The organism is Affinundibacterium flavidum, from assembly GCF_014284175.1.
GTDB classification, from domain to species: Bacteria; Pseudomonadota; Gammaproteobacteria; order Burkholderiales; family Burkholderiaceae_D; genus Undibacterium; species Undibacterium flavidum.
The window spans coordinates 51771-70569 of sequence record NZ_JACOGA010000006.1 but is presented as its reverse complement, the minus strand read 5'-3'; the positions used below and the strand labels follow the sequence as shown (position 1 = coordinate 70569).

Here is an 18799-nt window from a genome sequence, read left to right as displayed (position 1 = left end):
CGGCCGATTCGAAAAAAGCAGATATCAAATTGAGTGAGTGGCGAATTCAAGCGAATTGAAATTTTCAGGGCAGATTGTGAGTCTAGGTTGATTTTTTTCTGATTTAGCGACAGATTTAGCGCAAATTCACGTCCTAGATGCTGTTTTGGACGACCTGCATCGTGTTTTAGGTCGCTTTTGAGACACTTAATGGTCAGACTGAAGTTCTTATTTAGTCATGGAGATTTGATTATGTTGCGTTCTTTGTTTGTCTTAGGTTTGTTCACTGCTGTTCTCAGTCCATCAGCGTACGCCGATAGTTTATTGATTAAACAGGCGAAAATTGTTCAGCCTGATCAGGCGCAGGCATCGGCACCACAAGATGTCTTGATTCGTGATGGCAAGATTGTTGCGATTGGGAAAAATTTGGGTAAGTCGCAAGCCAAGTCAGATCGTCAAATTGATGGACGCGGAAAATTCTTAGTCCCAGGCTTGATCGATACGCATGTCCATTTGGATGGCGTACCCGGTTATGCTGGTAAGCGTCCAGAAGATGAGGCCATGTTGAAGGAGGCGCGCCTACAAATGCCACGTAGCTATGCCTACTTTGGTTTTACTACCGTACTGGATTTGACGGGTAATCCATCATTTATTGCTGACTGGAATTCTCAGCCTGCAGGTCCGCAAGCCTATTTCTGTGCGCCAGTGACCATTCCTAATGGCTACCCCGCATCGTGGATGGATAAGGATTTGCAATTTCAGGTAGAGGGCACGAAATATATGCTGTTCGATCCGGCACAGCCTACAGTCTATCCGGCCAATTTTAAACCTGAGGCGCATACGCCACAGGCGGTAGTTGCCGCAGCCAAACAAGACGGTGCTAGTTGTATCAAGGTTTTTTATGAAACCGGATTTGGCGCGAAAAAGAATTTACCCGTGCCCTCGCCAGAGTTGATACAAGCGGTTGTTGCTCACGCCAAGAGTTTGAAAATGCCTGTGTATTTGCATGGCAATTCACAAGCTGCTTATGAATTTGCTTTAAAAACGGGCGTGACAACCTTGGTGCACGGCATGTGGCACGAGACCAAGCAGGTCGATCCCCTAATGAATCAACAGCGTTTGCAAGCGATGGCACGGGAATTGGCAACCGCCGATATTTCTATACAACCGACGATACAAGTCTTATACGGCGAGCAAGAAGCGATGAATCCGGATTTCTTTAAAAATCCGCAGGTCGATCATGCCATTCCACAACAACTGGCAAGCTGGTATCAAAGCGATGCTGGCCAATGGATGAGTAAATTATTGGCAGAGGAATTAGTAGGCTCGACGAATAGCCCGGCAGAACGTTATCAGGCCTTTCAAAAAATGTATGCCAAACCTTTAAACACGGTGCGCCAAATGACCCAGCAATTGCAGAAAAATGGTGCGCGCCTATTGTTTGGTAGCGATACGCCGAGTGGTCCTTTTTATACGCAATTTCCCGGTGTTAATGGACGCTGGGAAATGGATAGATGGTTGGAGACGGGGATGAGCTTACCGCAATTGTTCAGTGCATTAACGATCAACAATGCGCGCGCCTTAGGATTGGAGCAATCGATAGGTAGTGTTGAAGTCGGTAAGCGCGCAGATTTGTTGCTGCTCGACCGCAATCCTCTGCTCAGTGTCGAGGCTTACGACAGTATCGCTCAGGTGATTTTGCACGGTAAGCCACATGCACGTGCCAGTTTGTCTGCGCATTAAATCCGGTGAATTAATAGCGGAATTAATAGCGGTGCAGCGAGTAGTGCGCGGCGTAGATCCCCGATATCATAGGCATGCGTCGGGAGATCTGGTGAATACCGCTGAGTTAATTTGTGCTGGTCGGTTCCGCTATAGCAGGCGCGGCAGATTGTTCCGAAAATCTAGCAATGCGATTTCTACCTTCATGTTTCGCCTGATATAAGGCGATATCGGCAAGCTCGATCAGGCGCTCAACATCATTGGCAGCATGCTCGGTATCTGCAATTCCTATGCTGATACTACTGCGCAAAGTATGTTGTTGCCAGGGGATGAGCAGATCTTCGTACAGACGGCGCAGACGTTCGGCCAATATAGCGGCCTGCGCTTCGTTTGTGCCAGGTAGTAAGATGCAAAACTCTTCACCACCGTAGCGTGCCAGGTAGTCATTGCCGCGTACGATGGATTGCATCAGATTCGATAAGCGACGCAATACTTCATCACCTGCTTGATGTCCATAATGATCATTAATCTGTTTGAAGTGATCGACGTCTATCATCATGATACTCAGACATTCGCCGGTACGCTTGCTATGTGCTAGTTGCCGCGTCGCGTGCAATTCCAGGCTACGGCGATTGAATAATCCCGTCAATGCATCGGTGGCGGCAAGAATATTCAATTGATTGGCTAAGGTGTAGTTAATCATCAGCATGAAAGCCAATGACATCGACATTTGAGCTAAGGCCGCGAATAGAAACACGGCGGAATTGACGCCTGATGCCGTGAACATGCCGATTTCATGTGCTGGTGTTAAGGCGACATTGATCATACGCGCCAATGTCAACATGCAAATTAAAAAGACCGAAGTTCCGGCCAGCCAATAGGCAGTTCGCAAGGGTTGTTCTATACGGATAAACAAGGCGCGTGCGCACAGCGCATGAACACTGCCAAACAAGAGGAAATTGGTAAAGATGCGAATCTTAGGCGAGAAATAAATATGCGCGAAAAAATAATTATTCAGCAGAATCAACGATGCCAGCAGGACTGGTATCCAGTAGCGGCAACGACGCCCTTCAAAGGCCTCAATCCCGCTGTAAATTAGACCCAAACCGAGACCAAGCAAGATTGCACCACAAACGGTGACGAGTGGTGAGGTGGGATAAGTGACTTGACTAATAAGGCCGAGCGCAATGCCGACCAACAGATCGGCCATCGCCCATTGGCGTACGCCTTTGACATTGCGAGCTTGCATCCCGACCAATGCCAAAATAGCCGCAAATAGGATATTCAATGCCGACCAGACCACCAGCACCGTGCGTGGATCAATGGCTAGCATAGGCTGACAAGCTGATCATGAGCTGCCGGACGAAAGTACAAGGGGATTCCTGATCTTGGCAAAATGTGAATACTTGCATTCTAACAAGCAACGCCCTCAATGCAGAGCAAAATTACAAAATATGTTGTGCAAAATGTCCGAACTTGTACGGATAGTCCTGCCCGTACAAAAAGTAAAGAAAATTGAAAACAAAGAAACTTAATCAAATCAAATACTTATCTTCTATACCGGTGCCTAGTATAGCTGGCACAATTTCTGCATAAGGATTCCTATCATCGAATGTGAAGGACAGAAATTATGAAAAAGCGCTTCGAATTCCGTATGCTAGCTCGCCAAATTGCCGAAAGATTTGCCACCATTTTATTAGGGCTGGTTTGCCTCGCCTTGATTATTCATTATTGGCCTGCAGAAGATGAAGGGCAAAACGGGCCCTCACAAGGTGGATTGGTCAGCAAAGTCATCGTCGTGATGGATGGCGAAAAAGTCATTGTATTGCAGAAGAAATCTAGCGCTAGTGTAAGCCGCATAGTCAAACAAGCGCTCACTGCTTACGCTGGCTAAATACATATCTATCTCCTTTGAATTCATTTGTCCAAATGCGACAGGCACTAGATTAGGGTTTGCCTGTTGCCTGCATGATCCGCTAAGGTATGGGAAGTCAGATTTGTCGTTCATGATTCTTCCCACTAACTCATCAAGCGGATCGTCTATCTATGCTTCTTCATCGTCAAAGTATCGCGCGCCCCTTAGCTGTCAGTTTGATCGCCAGTCTCGTTAATCTTAGTTTCTCTGGGCTGCCTGTATGGGCAGCAAGCAATTTAGCTAAATCAGCGCCCAACAAAACCCCGATCGCGACGGGAACCGGCGGTGCGGTCGCGACGATCAGTGAAGCAGCTTCGAAAGCCGCGCTAAAAATTCTCAATCAGGGTGGGAATGCAATTGATGCTGCGGTTGCCGCCGCAGCAACATTGGGCGTCACCGATCCTTTCAGTTGCGGTATAGGCGGTGGTGGTTTTATGTTGATCTATTTGGCAAAAGAAAAACGCTTTATCACGCTCGACCACAGAGAGACTGCGCCAGCCGGTGTGCGATCCGACAATTTTATCGAGGATGGTAAAGTACTAGAGTGGGACGATGCCGTGAGTAGCGGCAGAGCGGTTGGGGTACCGGGAACAGTACGCGGTTGGGATGAAGCCTTAAAGCGTTATGGCACGATGCAGTTTAAGCAGGTGCTGGCACCCGCGATACAAACTGCCGAGCAAGGGTTTGCGATAACGCCGATCTTTCATCACTTAAACAGCGGCGCAGCGAAAAAATTCGCTTTGTTCAGCTCTAGCAGAGCCTTGTATTTACATAATGGTCAGCCCCTACCCGTTGGCTATCATTTCAAGAATCCTGATTTAGCCAAGACCTATCAAGCGCTCGCGAACGGTGGTGCGAATGCCTTTTATCGAGGCAAAATTGCGGATGCACTGCTACAGACTGTGAATCATCCTCCAGTGACAGGGCAAGCCAAAGTCAGACCTGGCAACATGACACAAGCCGATTTACTGAATTACGAAGTACGCTTGCGTTTGCCAGTTCACAGTACCTATCGCGGCTATGATTTGTATGCCGTAGGTTTGCCTAGTAGCGGCGGAATTACAGTCGCTCAGGCACTCAATTTGATGGAAAATTTTGATACCAAAAAAATGTCGCGTCAGCAGGTCGAACATTTATTTCTGGAAGCTTCAAGACTGGTGTTTGCCGACCGTAACGCTTACATTGGCGACCCTGAATTTGTCGATGTACCGGTGCAAGGACTATTGAGTAAAGATTACAGCAAACTTCGTGCACAACAAATTCGACTGGATCAGGCTGCTAGTCGTCAGAGCGCTACATTGCCGGGAGATCCGTATGCATTCCAAAACGATCCTAGTATTCCTTTGCGCCCTCGCCTGTTTGCAGGATCCGCGCCAGCCGTCATTAAGACACCAGTCAAAGAAGAAAGCACCCACACCACGCATTTGACCGTCAGTGATAAGCACGGGAATATCGTGGCTTACACCTACACCATAGAAGATTGGGGTGGGAACGGGATGGTGGTGCCGGGGCATGGTTTTTTATTGAATAATGAATTAACCGATTTTGATTTTTCTGCACCGCATCCGAATATTCCAGAGGCGGGCAAACGTCCACGCAGTAGTATCGCGCCCGTCATCGCTTTGAAGGATGGCAAGCCAGTTTTCACCGTTGGTAGTCCCGGCGGTTCAACGATCATTACGACCGTTTTGCAAACCATCGTGAATCATCTTGATTTGGGAATGGACTTGATGCGTTCCTTGGCTGCGCCGCGCATGTCTGAGCGCAACGCCACGCAAACGCAGGTAGAACCTGATTTTATTGGCGGTGCACAAGCGACAGGTTTAGCCCGCTTCGGTCATCAATGGACGATGGATAAGTCGGATTCAGAAATTGGCGCTGCGAACGCAATTCAATTTAATGCTGATGGCACGGTGACCGCGATTAGCGAACCTACGCGACATGGTGTTGGTAGCGCATTGGTGCAGAAGAAAGCACATTGATAGGTGAGCTTATTCAATCAAACCTAAGACATCGCGACGACATCCCAGCGTTCGCAGGGCTGTCGTGGCTTTTCATTTAGTCCGACAATTTATCTGGAATATCTATGCGCAAACCATTGCGACAACCTGCACATTTGGTCGCGCATCATAAGCGAGGAATCGCCGCTCGCTTTTCAGAATTTCGACAAACCGGATTAAGCTGGTTGGCGGCGTTTATGGCGGTATTAGGGCCCGGTCTACTAGCTGGTTTATCCGATGATGATCCGGCGGGCATCACGACTTATTCCATATTGGGTGCGGATTACGGCTATCGCCTGCTATGGATTATTCCTTTCTCAACGATTTTGCTGGTGCAGTTTCACATGTTGGCGGTGCGCATAGGTGCAGTGACAGGGAAAGGATTTGTTGCGGTGATTCGTCAGCATTGGGGACGCTATTGGGCGTATGCGGCAGTGCTAGGTTTGCTGTTCGCCAACTTTGGAACGATCTGCGCTGAATATGCAGGCATCGCGGCGGCTCTGGGAATGATAGGTGTACCCGCCTGGATTAGCGCTCCGCTCGCGGCGATCTTAATTTGTCTGGTCGTTGTCCTGGGTTCTTTTCACAGGATAGAAAAAATTCTATTGGTGATTTCTGCGACCTTGGCCTTGTATATTGTAGACGGTATTTTGGCGGCACCGGATTGGTCAGCAGTCTTGCATCACGCCTTCGTACCGCATCTGCCGGACGACCATTTAGGTTGGATCGCCATCGCTGCAACTTTGGGCACGACGCTGGCACCGTGGGGGCTGGCATTTATTCAATCTTATGCCGTGGATAAAAAGATTTCGGTGGCCAATTTACGTTGGGAACAAGTTGATGTGGTGATTGGTTCGGTGCTAACTGGAGTGATAGGTATTGCGATTGCGGTCGCGTGTGCGGCAACCTTACACAAATCAGCCATACACATCCAAGATGCGGGCGATGCTGCAATGGCTTTGCGGCCTTTGGCGGGCTCCTTCGCCACGATCTTGTTTGGTGCGGGTTTGCTGGGCGCATCATTATTGGCTGCAGCGATAGTCCCTATTGCAACCGCGTATTCAATTGCAGAAGGGATAGGTGCGCCCGCCTCTCTGGATTTAGACGCAAAACATTTTCAGTTTTTCTATGCGGCATTTATCGTCTTATCAGTCGCGGCTGCGAGCGTAGTGTCAATTCCAGGCTTGCCCTTAATTCCGCTGATTTATTCTAGTCAGGTGGTGAATGCGGTTTTATTGCCTTTGCACGTTTTAGCATTATTATTGATAGCGCAGAATGCAACAATTATGGGGGCGGCAGCGATAGGCAGCAAAACCAGATTGGCTGCTGTTGGTAGTTTGTTGTTAATCCTCGCTTGCGTATTCGCATTGGCTTGGGCTTGAGAAAATATCGGAGACTCTGATGAACTTGAGTGAAATCCACTCCCGAATTAAAAACAGTTTGCAACAAGGGCGCTATCGGCGCTTTATTCAGCAATCGGCATATCGCCAAACTTTGAGTAAATTGCCACCTGAATTGTGCAAACATTGGCAAACTCACGCTAAGCAAGAATTTACTGGAATTCCTACCGACATCATTTTCTTTATTCAAGCCGCAGAAGGTTTGATGATGTTTTTTGATTGCGCAAGTCAAGCCGATAGAGCATGCGGATTACCATCCAAAGCGGCTGACTCAGTGTGGCATGCGTGGCTCACTTTGCCGCAGAAGTATTTTACGGCTCAGGATGTGGATAGTTTTTGCCGTCAATATTTTGGAAAAGCAATACCGCATGTGGCGGCAGAACAGATGGAAGACAGTATCAGTGGTGCTCTCGCGGTGTCTCTGTTGCAGCTACGGCGCATGGCGAAGGAAGATCCGCTCAGTGACTATGTCCCTGCCCTATTTACACTTGATCGGCGCCTAAAAATGCCACGCGGCTATAGCTATCGTTCAGATGGGCAGCGCCTTGGTTTTCAGCACATGAGTTTGCTTGGTCTGGGTAGTGGTGCAATGGTTTATCCTGATTATTTCTTGCCTGATCAATTGTTAGCCTTCGGACTCATTAATGCCAGCACCTTGGCGCAATTTCACGCAAGCCAAGAACGGCGCGCACAATATGCCAATGCACAGCAGGGCAGCTCTTGCAGCTCAGTAAGTAGTAGCGATTTGTTTGCGAATAGTGCCAGCTGTGATAGTGCTGGTAGCAGTAGCAGTGATAGTAGTTGCAGTGATAGCAGCAGTGGTGATAGCGGCTCTAGCTGTGGGTCAAGTTGTGGAAGTAGTTGCAGTTCATCTTAATATTGTCGGTGGTTCTTATGCACGTCAGCGATTTTTTTCAGCAAATACAAATAGTCTTATTGGCTCACGCCAATTCAGAAAACGCCTTACCCATGCGTGCCTATATGCGTTCGCATTTTGATTTCTTAGGAATCAAAACACCGCTGCGTCGACAATTATTGAAAGACGTTGGGAAAATATCCGCCAGCGCCACCGAACTACTTCAGTTGGCGCAAGCGCTATGGCAATTACCACAGCGTGAATTTCAATATGTCGCGATTGACGTCCTCGCGCAGCATCGAAAAATCCTCACTCTTGAGCATATTCCGGAGCTATTGGCTTTGGCGCAACAGCAAGCATGGTGGGATAGTGTCGATGGCTTAGCATCGGTGATTGGCGATGTTATTTTCGCTGCGCACAGTAACAATTCCAATGCACAAGTATGCATGGATCACGCCTTGCAAGACTCTTCGATGTGGATCAGACGGATAGCTATGATTCATCAACTAGGCTGGCGTTTGCAGACTGATACGCAGCGTTTGTTTTTCTACGCAGAACAATTGGCTGGCGAAGACGAATTCTTTATCCGCAAAGCGATAGGCTGGGCATTACGCGATTTCGCCAAATGGAATCCCGAACTTGTACGCAGTTTTGTCGCGACAAACGCAGAGAAACTGTCAGCATTGACAGTGCGTGAAGCGCAAAAAAATCTTTAATTCATCTGAGTTGGATAATCTCGCATTAAGCCGCTACTTGTGGCTGCGGAAGCGTTTCAGGATTGTCTTCCATGCGCAAAGTTTTGACCGTTAATGGTTCGCCGCAGACAGAGCAAATCTGGCCTGGTCTGGTGATTTGACCACAGCTTAAATGGCGTAATAGCAGTGGTGATGGCAGGGAGCATGGCAACCAATTTTCTCCATAGCGCATCATTTCTAAAGCCATAGGCAAGAGTGCCAAGCCAGCTTCAGTTAAGCGGTATTTGTAGCGTACTGGCCGTTCTTGATACGGCAGTTTGATGACCACGCCAGCCTCTATCATGCGCTTCAAACGATTCGTCAAAATATTGGTGGCTGCCATCGTGGCTCTTTGCAGCTCGTCGAATTTATGCGAGCGCTTAAACAGTTCGCGCAAGATTAATAATATCCATTCGTCGCCTATTAATTGAGCAGCCCTTGCAATTGGACAAGCCTTGAGGGAGGTATTTGGCATTATTTTTTTCCTGTAATTGAGCAGATCATTTGCTCCGGCTGAAAACAATTTCATTTTACATGCTTGCAAAATGAAAGTCTATGAAGTACTATTTGTTGTGACTTGTTTTTTGCAAGTTACTTAAACAGCAGCGCGATATCAGAAACCGTTTCATTCAATTTGCGCTGGACTATCACTAGCTAATCGTCGATCAGGAGCATAAAAATGAAGATCAAATATTTACCTTTTTATATCGCAGCATTAACTTTATCCTCCCATGGATTTGCCCAATCTAATCAGGCATTACCCGAGTCAACTAAAACCAGTTCCGCACCACGTTTGGATCTGCAAGACGTGAAGCATGGCCCCTTAGCCGACTTCTATGAGTTAGTTGCGCAATACCAGTTGCCGAAGAAAGAACTCGCAAAATCGAATCAAGCGCAAACAGAAGTGCTCTTGCCAAGTTCTAGAGAACTCATTGCGGATACAAAGAATCCGACCGCGCCAAAACCCTAAATTGATTTTGCTAAGTAGGCAAAACCAGCGTCGTGACGACAACGCTGTGTTGTTTCAAAGACACACAAAAGAATAGGTGCTCGCCCCAATTAGGGGATATTATGAAAACGAGAAGAGAAAAATATCATTTTTGCTTTAGTTCGGAACTGATAATTTAGGTAAAGCAAGACATGAGAAATTTTAAAGTGAAATTGCGAACTTCCGGGTCCAATGATTCTCTTCTCACTGCCAGTGCCCAAGGGTTTGCGACTTTGGTGTAATGGTTATTCAAAGGAAGTGCCAATTCAATGACTTAGACGAAGTGTTTGGCCGGACTACTCTTCTGAGATCTGTAAATTCACACCAAACCAATAAAACATTCACCTCGTCAGGGGGAAACTAACATTTAGGTAATGGGAAATGAACGACTTAATGGTATTGAATATGATAGAGCAGCTAACGCAAGTTAGCAGTAAAGCGCAATTGGAAACCTGGGTAGATCAATGCTTAATGACACATTGTTCCGCGAGTAGCATATTGATCGGGTATGGCAAAATGCAATCGGAATTCGCTATGGTCCCGTATTTTGTCTCAAGCAATTTTCCCAAGTCTCTAATTAAAACCTTTGATATTAATGACCCTCATTTGGCTGTTCCTATGTTGGACGAGTGGCGTCATACCGGAACACCAGTGATCGGTGACCTAAGCGGTGATCGTCTGCATGATTTGCTCTGGCAAACGATGTTCAGGCAAAAAGGCTTTCAAAAAGTCGCGGTCGCCGTCAACATGGATAGACGCAATGGGTACACCACCTATTTGTGTATGACAGATCCTACGGTAAGAGGCGTTGCACTAGACACAGCGCAATTCCAGAAACATTTCGCCATCATCGCGCCGATTCTGCATAACGTCCTTTCCCAGCTAGAGTATCAACAAGCACTAGCGAAAAAAGACGATAAAATCAGCAAGCTCACCCCGCGTGAAAACGAGATTTTGCAATGGATCAAGGAAGGGAAAACTAATTTTGAAATTTCCTGCATCTTGGGGATTTCCTTTTCAACGATCAAAAATCACGTGCAAAAAATACTCATTAAGTTACAAGTGAATAATCGTACGCAGGCAATTTCTAAATATAGTTAGGCAGGGAATTCCGCAGAGCTAATGGCGTATCTTACACAGCACTGATTTGTGTCAGATACGCTTTAATCAAAGGCAGACTATCAATATCCCACGGTCGAAATCGTGGATTAAAGAAGCTAAGAAAATCTTTGAACGTACAACGTAGCACACCGTCCCTTCCCAGCAAGTAGATAGCGAGTTCGCGGTAGGTACGTAAGTGCCACCACACCTTGTCTTTCGCAAAGAGGTACCCCAGTCGCAGGCAGATTCCCGGTAGCATGATGAATAGCAGTAGCAATAGCATCCCCGCCACCTGCGTCAAATAGCCCCCCTTGAAGTACCGAAACACATCGTAGCACACGGACTTGTGCGCCAATTCTTCCACCGCATGCCACTCCCAAAGTTGAAACATCGTCTCGTCGCTCTCAGCAAACCATGCCTCAGGCTTGCTCAATCCATGTTGAGAAAATGCAGCGGTCCAATGTTCAACTGCCACGAACAGGCTCAAGAACAGCCGTCGCGGAAGAAATTTTGACATCCAGGAAAAACAGTGACGTTCCCATGATTCTATGTTTTTCAAGTAGGGATAATTGGTGTGCAAGTGTTCGCGGTTGTAGCGACTATGCAAGGTACCATGAGCATTTTCCTGATCGCAAAATAGCAGCACTTCCTCATGCAGTTTCACATCATCAATTTGCGGCATCAACGGCATTAAGCTACGAATCGCGCAAAATTCAATATTCGGTAATAAGCTAGACATACTGTTCCAAAACTGACTCTTCACAACAGATCCACCGTTCCAACGTTGTGGATTGCAGTCATCGAATACCAAATTGGGAATGGGAAAACTCATTGCCACTGGCGAGGTGCTAAAAGTTGAAGTCATGGAATAACTCTAGGCTTAAAGTGCATTTGAACGATAACCGGCGTCCGTGCCAGAACGGAAACGCTGCAAACACGGATGAATGACGGCGCGCCACCATGGCGGTACCAAGCTCAATAAAAATAAGAGTGGGTAGCTAATAGGTAAGCGTGGACTGTTCTCGACACAACGCAGTTCACCATAGGCCTTATTCGGATTGATGTGGTGATCGGCATGCTTCTGAACGCTGATTAATACCAGATTACTAAAAGGAAGATCACAGTCCCAAGCATGACGTTCAGATACATTTTCCAGTCGACCATTACTGTCAGTAAGACGTTCCAAACCATAGTGTCCAATGTAATTCATCATTTCTAACACCAAGATACCGATGAAAGATTGAATTAAGAATACGCACCAAGCAAAAACGCCGAACTGCATAAAAATAGCCAGCATCCAGACTGCGCTGAGTCCGTAACCAAGCAAATTCTCTAACAGTATCTTTCGGCGTAAGAGGCTGAAAGTTCCCGTCTTGTGTTTTGGTCCCCACCAGCCAAACAAATTCACCGCAATCGCACCTGGCAGATACTCATACAGTGATTGATTAAAGCGTGCCGAGGTCGGATCCTGGTCGGTCGCTACCAATAAATGATGGCTATGTACGTGCGCCAATTTCGCACCGGTATAGCAACTAGTGGAAAATAGACTCAAACCAATGACGCGTTCAAAGCGACTGCCGTGGTGAATCAACTCATGCGCAGGATTTTGCGCGTACAAGGCTGAAAATATACCGGCCGTTAATACCAATAAAACTACTTGATAGGCTAGGAGATCGTGATTGGTCAAATACCATGCAAAGAAAAAGATGTTGAGCAATTGTAACGGTAAGCTCAACAGGACTATTACTAGCTCACTTAAGGGAGCTGAATTTTTCGCGGATGTAAATAGTCGCGTGCGCACGGCGAACAGATCGAGCAGGGGAATGACCACAAAAATAAATCCCAGCGTCGCATAAACAAAAATCAGATCACCGGCATTCTTAGACCAGAACAGAAACGTCGTATAAAGCACGATTGCAGGTAGAAAAAAAGCGAAGTACCGTGACATCATAAATCCTGAAAAGTGAGAACGGAAAAATCTGATTTAGAGCGCAGAACGAATCAATCTTGCATCCGTTTTGCTTACAAACCTATGCGCTGCATACGTTGTGCATGTTCGTCTTGAATTTGACCCAACAAAATATGCACCTGATCTGTTTCTGATACATCGCGCATTTTTTTGCCCGGAAAAATATCAATATCACCGATAACATCCATATACTGGTCCGCGACCAATTGATACAAGTGGATGTAATGACGGATGGATGACTCAAACACCGACGTCATCAAAGAATGAAACTCGCGTGCCAGACGTTGCATCGTATTGCGTGAGTCATCCCCGAGTTTGCTATAGCGTTGTATGATGGCTTCGCCATAGCGTACGTGATGCACTTCATCGGCGAAAGCGCCGCGTATCAATTGCGTTAAGCTAGGGTCAAATACCGACCAATATGCTGATTCATAGCGATAGATAGGGTAGGCCATGCCTTCCAAAATAATATTATGCGCCATCATTGCAGCGGCAAAATCGCCACGATCCACCTGCTCCTTGATCAAATCATAGAAGGCACGCAACTCTTTGGTCGTCATGTCTTCCATCATTTGGTCGCGATCTTCCGGTGAAACACCAAACTGCGCTAAACGCTGGCAAAACACTTCGTAATGACGAGCCTCATCGACGGCCTGCGTCGCCAGGAAAATTTGCGAAGCTTCATCCGGTGCATGTTGCATCAGTTTAGCAATGCCAGTATAAGAAACCCGTTCCGCCGTTAAGAAGGTGGCGATATCGAGCTTATAAATCTGATTCACCAATTTGTCGTCAATCACTGCGAAATGTGTTGGTGCCGGATCTTTGCCTATGCCGTATTCGGTGTCTTTGAGCGTGCGCCATGGTGCACGTCCTAACCAGTGTTGAATATCGAAACGTGAAGGATCCCAATCTTCAGCGACAAATTTGTTTTGCGCTTGCGGAACCTGATCAATAAGCTGCTCTAAAGGCGCTGCTACTGTAACTGCATCATTCATGACTTATCCTTCGACTTTTCTGAAATGTAAACGGAACAAATAGAGGCATACACCGGTCAATGCAGCCAATTCGCTAAACACTATCCAACGCATGACCTGATTGGCTGGATCCAGTAAAACCCCGATACTGATCACGACCAAAAATACAGCACATGGCAACACCAACAAAGGATGTACCAATTGCTTGACACCACGCTGATCTTTACGACGGCGCATTTGTAACCAAGCGAACAAAACACAGGCATATACCAGTGCTAAATGAAAACTCAACAATTGACTCAGGCAATTGTTCAATGCCTGGATTTGCATCAAGGGCGCTATGAACAGCACCGCTAGAGCGATCACCAGCATCGCATTGCGAGGTATAAATTTGTCGCCATGGAGTTGCGCAAACCAGCTAGGCAGTTCACGCTCTCTGGCTAAACTATAGACAATTCGCGCAGCGCCTGAGAGCCCGACATTGAATGAACTGAGAACGGCTAGCAAGCTAATTACAATCACCAATAATTTGGCGGATTCTGATTGCATCACGCGTGCCAATGAAAGGTGCGGCAACAAGTCACCTTGCAAGCTCTGTACTTCAAATCTATGCGCCAGAGCCATTGCAAAATTCGTGTATAAGATGGCGATGATTAAGACTGCAAACAACAATGCGGCTGGCACGATGCGTTTGAAACTCTGATGTTTGGTGACATGCATAATCGCCCACTCTATGCCTATAAATAGAAACAAAGCGCGTGGAATTGCGTTTAGTAAATCGTGTGATTCAACGACATTCGCGACGAGTTGATGATCAAGCAGTTTTGAGCTTTGCATCGCCATACCTGACAATAAGAGCATCATGCTAGCGACGCTGAGAGTCATAAAAATCTGTAAACGCAAAGACAATTCATAACCACGTAAATTGATATACAAGACCGCCAATACCAAAGCTAGCAATAGTCCCAAGGCCAGTACAGGGGGCAGCAATTGTTGCAGTAGCAGATGACACAGATACACTTCTAGTCCACCGATTAAGACCACCATCAGGACATAAAACAAGCTAACTGCGAGTGAAAATTGATTACCAAACGCGACTTTAGTAAAAGCACGTATTCCTATCGCACCGGGAAACTTCGATGAAAGTTCGGCAAAACATAGAGCGATAATTGCCATGCAACCACCCGCAATTGCAATCGCTAGTAGTAATTGCGATCCTGTCGCAAACGAGAATAGAGAAACCAAAATCGTGTTGCAACTAATGGTGATCGCCATACCAATTGCAATGGCACTCAGTTTCAGAATTTCCTGCGCATGTTTCAAATCAAATACCCCACAAAATGAGCGCAATCGCGTCAAGTTTGACTTGATCGCCCATGGCTCCATAGATTGCGATCAGACCTTCATTATTGGCGCGGATGCCGTTCACTTTTCCATCGAATAGACCACGCATGATTGCCGCATCGCCGACGATTTTCATCGGCGCTTCTTCATTCGAATTTGTCGTGCAATAGACGATTTGTTCTATCTTGCCGTCACTGATTAACAGGCGGTAGCTGTCTTCGCTATCACTTTCCTCCAACAGGACATCTGTATTCCAGCCTTTGACGATTCTTTGAATGTGAGCATTCGTATTGACGTCTGCTTGAAATTTTTCTAATACGTCTAACATGAGGTTTTCCTTTAACGCAGTATTTGAACGTGTGCTTTATCCGCAGATTAGCGCTCTTGCACGGTTTCATTTTCTGTTTGTTTCCAGATCGAAGATTCATCTTCGGTCCAGTCGCTGTTGCCGCGGTAATACTCACGCGCCGCGAGCAAGCGTTCGTCTTCTTGATCTAAACCCGCAGTCGTGGGATTGCTGCTTCTAGGGGATTGTTGAACATGACCTGAAGTGCGAAAAATCACATCGAAAATAAGGGCTGGAGGTGAAATCGTGTACCAGCGCCTTTCATTCCAATAATGATGTCCCATGTGTTGATGCCTGACATAGCGCAGGATGGGGCCAGGCTCTACTGGTGAATGCACTATTAGGTGCCACCATTCAAACATCAGATAGCCGAGAATCAAGCCCGCAGTCAGAGCTAGGCTGCGCACCAGGTCTTGCGTTACCAAGGCAAAACATATGGCGTTTAACAGCAAAGCTGGAAAGGTGTACCACATCGGTGTGAACAATAAATCGATACGACGCGGTTTATCGTGGTGACCGTGATGCAAACGGTACAAAAAACGATAAGCTGTCTTACCTTTTGGCATTACTCCATGAAAGAAGGTGACGTGACTGAAATATTCTTCTGCCAAATAGATGAGCCAACCATATGCCATCAGACTGACCAATTGCATCCATGTTAGTTGAGCCGCAGCCGAACCCAGCAATAACAGACAGAGTGCTGCATAGAACAGCACGCTGTATTCTGACCAATAGGCTAGGCGAATTGCACGAATATCTGAGGTGAAGGATTTCATGGATTTAAGCCCACCATGTTCTTGCTCCGTGTCTCGGTGAAGCCCATTGCTTCCAGATCTAATTCACTCTCGGTAGTCGCGATGCAGTCGGCAAAGCCATGTGACAAAGCTAGTCTATACACGCGCAAAGCCTGTTCGTAAGAAATCCGATTTCCAAGGCTATAGGACTGCTTTACACCACTCATCGCGAGAGTAACGGTTTCGGATAAACACGCCAGATTGAGAGTTTGATCAAAGCCTAAAATGTTCGCTCGGCCAAACAGATAAGGCTCAACAAATTTGACGACGCCACCTTCAAATACCAGTACATCGGGACGATCCTTGCGGACGCTGCTCTTCAGATCTGGCGGACGTGCGGCATCACATACTACGGCCATTTCTTTTAGCCACGCTGGTTCAATAAAACCTTTACCTTGGCTGGTCGCAGACAATACGCCGTGTGCGGTTCGTATCACTTCTTCGATTTGAACTGAGATGGTGATCGGTGGCTCGCCAGCAAGGCAGGCTTCCACGATGTCTTTGATTTCACGATAATCGGTTTCTCTATCTCGCAATAAAACTTGATTACAGGTGCTTACCACCGTCAATGGAGAATTTAAATGCGTACGCAAGTACTGAGCTAAACCGATAGTGCTGCCGCGCTGCATTTGCAACAAGGCTTGCGCATAGATTTCACCAGCAATGGCAGCCAGTGCGTCGAGCGCTTGCGTATTATTCGAATTGCCGACCAAAGTTAGCATTGCATAATATTCTGACAGATGAATTGCAGACAGACGACCAACCGAACCCGCCGCGCCGATGACTGCAACACTAGTGTCGACATGCCGCTGTCCAGTGGCGAGTAACGCTTTGTGCAAACTTTCTGCGCTGGCGATAGCGGTAAAACTATTTCCAGTCGTGATCGGAATACCTGCATCAACGATGTCCATGCCACCACGCGAAATGATAGAGGTAAAAGCGCCCAGTCCAACAATGTCGGCACCGACTGATTTTGCACATTCTATGTATTGACTAAGCAAGCGTTGACGATTCTTTTTGCTCAGACGCATCATACGTTCTGGTGGAAGTGGGCAGGCGATTAACCAGCCTTCTACATAACCACCTAAAGCAGATTGTATTTTTGCAGCATGAAATACCGGCGCCGGTTCATAGCGTTTAGAGAACCAGCTTTGCATCCAGTTTTGGAATTCTGTTTTATGCGGCTCAGCTAAGGCAATGATGGAGCGCGGCATAATATTTAGCAAATCTTCATCAGAAGTCGGATGAATCAGGAATGCGAAGCTACCCAGTTTTTCTTGGGTTGGATGGGTAAGCGCAGTGGGTGAAGTGACTAATGTGATTTCAGATAATTTCTTGCTGGCGTAACTTAATTCTTCCGGCTGTCTGGCGATCAAGTAAGAGAACAGTGAAGAGAATTGTTTGCAGCGTATCAGCGATGCGCATTCTTCTAATGCACTAGCGAGTTGATCGATATGCTTTCGTTCTATGATCAGTGAAGGCTCGATCCGCAATAAGTCAGGTCGATTGAATAGCGGCGCCACAATAATTTTGGAGACATTGACGAGAAAGCCGCAAATCAATGGCACGATATAACCCTGTACGCTGGCATGGGCGAGGAAATAGCTTTCTGCACCCGTAAAAGGTTTCACGCGTAAACTGTGCATCAAACCACGACCTTGGTGCTGACTAAATACATCGGGATATTTTTCTACGATGGCGTCTAATTTTTCGCTCAAGTAAGGCGAAATTTCATCTACGTGACGCAAAATAGCATGGTCATTCGCACGCAATTTTTCTATCGTAGCTAAGGCAACTCGGCTCGCCAGTTGATTGTTCGCGAAGGTTGAACTATGGTAATAGCCAAACTCTTCTGTCCATGCATTTTGAGTACATAGAGTGGCACCGATAGGCATCAAGCCACCGCCTAGCGCCTTAGATAAACATAGAATATCGGGTTTGACATTCGGTACACGCTTAATCGAAAAGAATTCGCCGAGACGCCCCATGCCGGTTTGAATTTCATCGACAATTAACATGGCACCATGTTGTTTGCACAGCGCTGCAATTGCTTGCATATAGTCATCAGATAATGGCTGCATTCCACCTTCGCCCAATACGGTTTCGAAAATGAACCCAGCAACTTCGTGTTGCGAGAATACCTCTTCTAATTGGGCGAAATTTTCCGGTTCTACTTTGATACTTTGCGATGTATTGATTAAGAATGCTTCGCTGTAGAGCGGATTACCAGTTACGGCCAAGGCACCGGAAGTTTTACCATGAAATCCTAATTCGAGGCTGACGACAATTTGTCGTCCAGTCGCAGCACGGGCCATTTTAAGTGCAGCTTCTACCGATTCCGCACCACTATTGCTGAGCACGGCATACGCAAAATTGAATTCAGGTTCTAAGTTAACCAATTCACGCGCCAGATCCTTAGCACCGCGCGTGTAAAACGGCTGCACCATCGATGGTTCGCCTGCGCAATCAATGATTGCCTGGCGTAAGTCTTGCGGATCATGTCCGAAGGGAACGGCACCATATTGCGCCAGAAAATCCAGATATTGATTATCCTGCTCATCATACAGATAGACGCCTTCGGCTTTCACCATGGTTTTGTCGAACTGTATATGTTTAAGCAGAAAAGCCCGTTCTGGGTTGAGATTGCAGAGACCAGTTTTTTTCATAATCTTACTCA

17 protein-coding genes are annotated in these 18799 nt (G+C 46.8%); 8 read left to right on the top strand and 9 right to left on the bottom strand.

What is annotated here, in order from left to right; all coding sequences use genetic code 11:
- Positions 1-231 precede the first annotated feature (231 nt).
- Positions 232-1722, top strand: coding sequence for an amidohydrolase family protein (locus H8K55_RS07650; protein ID WP_222612395.1), 1491 nt, complete (start codon positions 232-234; stop codon positions 1720-1722).
- Positions 1723-1828: 106 nt separating this feature from the next.
- Here H8K55_RS07650 and H8K55_RS07645 read toward each other — a convergent pair whose 3' ends face one another.
- Entirely contained in the window at positions 1829-3034 is a 1206-nt protein-coding gene (locus H8K55_RS07645; RefSeq protein ID WP_186941494.1) for a GGDEF domain-containing protein, read from the bottom strand.
- Between the two features lie 297 nt (positions 3035-3331).
- On the opposite strand from H8K55_RS07645, the gene H8K55_RS07640 reads away from it, so the two are divergent.
- The 5 genes from H8K55_RS07640 to H8K55_RS07620 all read left to right on the top strand — a co-directional run bounded on the left by H8K55_RS07640 (position 3332) and on the right by H8K55_RS07620 (position 8588).
- Positions 3332-3595: a hypothetical protein gene (locus H8K55_RS07640; protein WP_186941493.1), complete on the top strand. Its 264-nt coding sequence runs from the start codon at positions 3332-3334 to the stop codon at positions 3593-3595.
- A 152-nt stretch (positions 3596-3747) separates the two neighbouring features.
- Positions 3748-5598, top strand: coding sequence for a gamma-glutamyltransferase (gene ggt, locus H8K55_RS07635; RefSeq protein ID WP_186941492.1), 1851 nt, complete (start codon positions 3748-3750; stop codon positions 5596-5598).
- A gap of 104 nt (positions 5599-5702) precedes the next feature.
- Positions 5703-6998, top strand: coding sequence for an NRAMP family divalent metal transporter (locus H8K55_RS07630; RefSeq protein WP_186941491.1), 1296 nt, complete (start codon positions 5703-5705; stop codon positions 6996-6998).
- Positions 6999-7017: 19 nt separating this feature from the next.
- Positions 7018-7893: a hypothetical protein gene (locus H8K55_RS07625; protein ID WP_186941490.1), complete on the top strand. Its 876-nt coding sequence runs from the start codon at positions 7018-7020 to the stop codon at positions 7891-7893.
- Between the two features lie 17 nt (positions 7894-7910).
- Complete coding sequence (locus H8K55_RS07620; protein ID WP_186941489.1) at positions 7911-8588, top strand: DNA alkylation repair protein; 678 nt, start codon at positions 7911-7913, stop codon at positions 8586-8588.
- 25 nt (positions 8589-8613) lie between these two features.
- Here H8K55_RS07620 and H8K55_RS07615 read toward each other — a convergent pair whose 3' ends face one another.
- Positions 8614-9081 carry a winged helix-turn-helix transcriptional regulator gene (locus H8K55_RS07615; RefSeq protein WP_186941488.1) on the bottom strand — a complete coding sequence of 156 codons (468 nt, stop codon included), beginning with the start codon at positions 9079-9081 and terminating at the stop codon, positions 8614-8616.
- A gap of 204 nt (positions 9082-9285) precedes the next feature.
- Here H8K55_RS07615 and H8K55_RS07610 point away from each other — a divergent pair, with 204 nt between their 5' ends.
- Together H8K55_RS07610 and H8K55_RS07605 are read left to right on the top strand one after the other, a co-directional pair.
- Entirely contained in the window at positions 9286-9576 is a 291-nt protein-coding gene (locus H8K55_RS07610; protein ID WP_186941487.1) for a hypothetical protein, read from the top strand.
- A 399-nt stretch (positions 9577-9975) separates the two neighbouring features.
- On the top strand, positions 9976-10695 hold the full coding sequence (locus H8K55_RS07605) for a LuxR C-terminal-related transcriptional regulator (RefSeq protein WP_186941486.1): 720 nt from the start codon (positions 9976-9978) through the stop codon (positions 10693-10695).
- A gap of 31 nt (positions 10696-10726) precedes the next feature.
- On the opposite strand, the gene H8K55_RS07600 is transcribed toward H8K55_RS07605, so the two are convergent.
- From H8K55_RS07600 to H8K55_RS07570, 7 genes are all read right to left on the bottom strand, one after another.
- Positions 10727-11560, bottom strand: coding sequence for a metal-dependent hydrolase (locus tag H8K55_RS07600; RefSeq protein ID WP_186941485.1), 834 nt, complete (start codon positions 11558-11560; stop codon positions 10727-10729).
- A 15-nt stretch (positions 11561-11575) separates the two neighbouring features.
- Entirely contained in the window at positions 11576-12643 is a 1068-nt protein-coding gene (locus tag H8K55_RS07595; RefSeq protein WP_186941484.1) for a fatty acid desaturase, read from the bottom strand.
- A 74-nt stretch (positions 12644-12717) separates the two neighbouring features.
- Positions 12718-13659: a ferritin-like domain-containing protein gene (locus tag H8K55_RS07590; RefSeq protein WP_186941483.1), complete on the bottom strand. Its 942-nt coding sequence runs from the start codon at positions 13657-13659 to the stop codon at positions 12718-12720.
- Between the two features lie 3 nt (positions 13660-13662).
- A complete protein-coding gene (locus tag H8K55_RS07585; protein ID WP_268977991.1) occupies positions 13663-15024 on the bottom strand; it encodes an APC family permease in 1362 nt (453 codons plus the stop codon).
- Complete coding sequence (locus H8K55_RS07580) at positions 14963-15310, bottom strand: hypothetical protein (RefSeq protein WP_186941481.1); 348 nt, start codon at positions 15308-15310, stop codon at positions 14963-14965. The genes H8K55_RS07585 and H8K55_RS07580 overlap by 62 nt, the downstream gene beginning before the upstream one ends.
- Before the next feature lie 47 nt (positions 15311-15357).
- On the bottom strand, positions 15358-16104 hold the full coding sequence (locus tag H8K55_RS07575; protein ID WP_186941480.1) for a sterol desaturase family protein: 747 nt from the start codon (positions 16102-16104) through the stop codon (positions 15358-15360).
- Positions 16101-18788 carry an aminotransferase class III-fold pyridoxal phosphate-dependent enzyme gene (locus H8K55_RS07570; RefSeq protein ID WP_186941479.1) on the bottom strand — a complete coding sequence of 896 codons (2688 nt, stop codon included), beginning with the start codon at positions 18786-18788 and terminating at the stop codon, positions 16101-16103. The genes H8K55_RS07575 and H8K55_RS07570 overlap by 4 nt, the downstream gene beginning before the upstream one ends.
- Positions 18789-18799: the final 11 nt, after the last annotated feature.

Coding starts and splice junctions, on each gene's coding strand:
- H8K55_RS07620 (WP_186941489.1), top strand. CDS start 7,911: ATGCACGTCAGCGATTTTTTTCAGCAAATACAAATAGTCTTATTGGCT.
- H8K55_RS07595 (WP_186941484.1), bottom strand. CDS start 12,643: ATGTCACGGTACTTCGCTTTTTTTCTACCTGCAATCGTGCTTTATACG.
- H8K55_RS07605 (WP_186941486.1), top strand. CDS start 9,976: ATGAACGACTTAATGGTATTGAATATGATAGAGCAGCTAACGCAAGTT.
- H8K55_RS07625 (WP_186941490.1), top strand. CDS start 7,018: ATGAACTTGAGTGAAATCCACTCCCGAATTAAAAACAGTTTGCAACAA.
- H8K55_RS07585 (WP_268977991.1), bottom strand. CDS start 15,024: ATGGAGCCATGGGCGATCAAGTCAAACTTGACGCGATTGCGCTCATTT.
- H8K55_RS07645 (WP_186941494.1), bottom strand. CDS start 3,034: ATGCTAGCCATTGATCCACGCACGGTGCTGGTGGTCTGGTCGGCATTG.
- H8K55_RS07575 (WP_186941480.1), bottom strand. CDS start 16,104: ATGAAATCCTTCACCTCAGATATTCGTGCAATTCGCCTAGCCTATTGG.
- H8K55_RS07615 (WP_186941488.1), bottom strand. CDS start 9,081: ATGCCAAATACCTCCCTCAAGGCTTGTCCAATTGCAAGGGCTGCTCAA.
- H8K55_RS07630 (WP_186941491.1), top strand. CDS start 5,703: ATGCGCAAACCATTGCGACAACCTGCACATTTGGTCGCGCATCATAAG.
- H8K55_RS07600 (WP_186941485.1), bottom strand. CDS start 11,560: ATGACTTCAACTTTTAGCACCTCGCCAGTGGCAATGAGTTTTCCCATT.
- H8K55_RS07590 (WP_186941483.1), bottom strand. CDS start 13,659: ATGAATGATGCAGTTACAGTAGCAGCGCCTTTAGAGCAGCTTATTGAT.
- H8K55_RS07580 (WP_186941481.1), bottom strand. CDS start 15,310: ATGTTAGACGTATTAGAAAAATTTCAAGCAGACGTCAATACGAATGCT.
- H8K55_RS07570 (WP_186941479.1), bottom strand. CDS start 18,788: ATGAAAAAAACTGGTCTCTGCAATCTCAACCCAGAACGGGCTTTTCTG.
- H8K55_RS07640 (WP_186941493.1), top strand. CDS start 3,332: ATGAAAAAGCGCTTCGAATTCCGTATGCTAGCTCGCCAAATTGCCGAA.
- H8K55_RS07610 (WP_186941487.1), top strand. CDS start 9,286: ATGAAGATCAAATATTTACCTTTTTATATCGCAGCATTAACTTTATCC.
- H8K55_RS07650 (WP_222612395.1), top strand. CDS start 232: ATGTTGCGTTCTTTGTTTGTCTTAGGTTTGTTCACTGCTGTTCTCAGT.
- ggt (WP_186941492.1), top strand. CDS start 3,748: ATGCTTCTTCATCGTCAAAGTATCGCGCGCCCCTTAGCTGTCAGTTTG.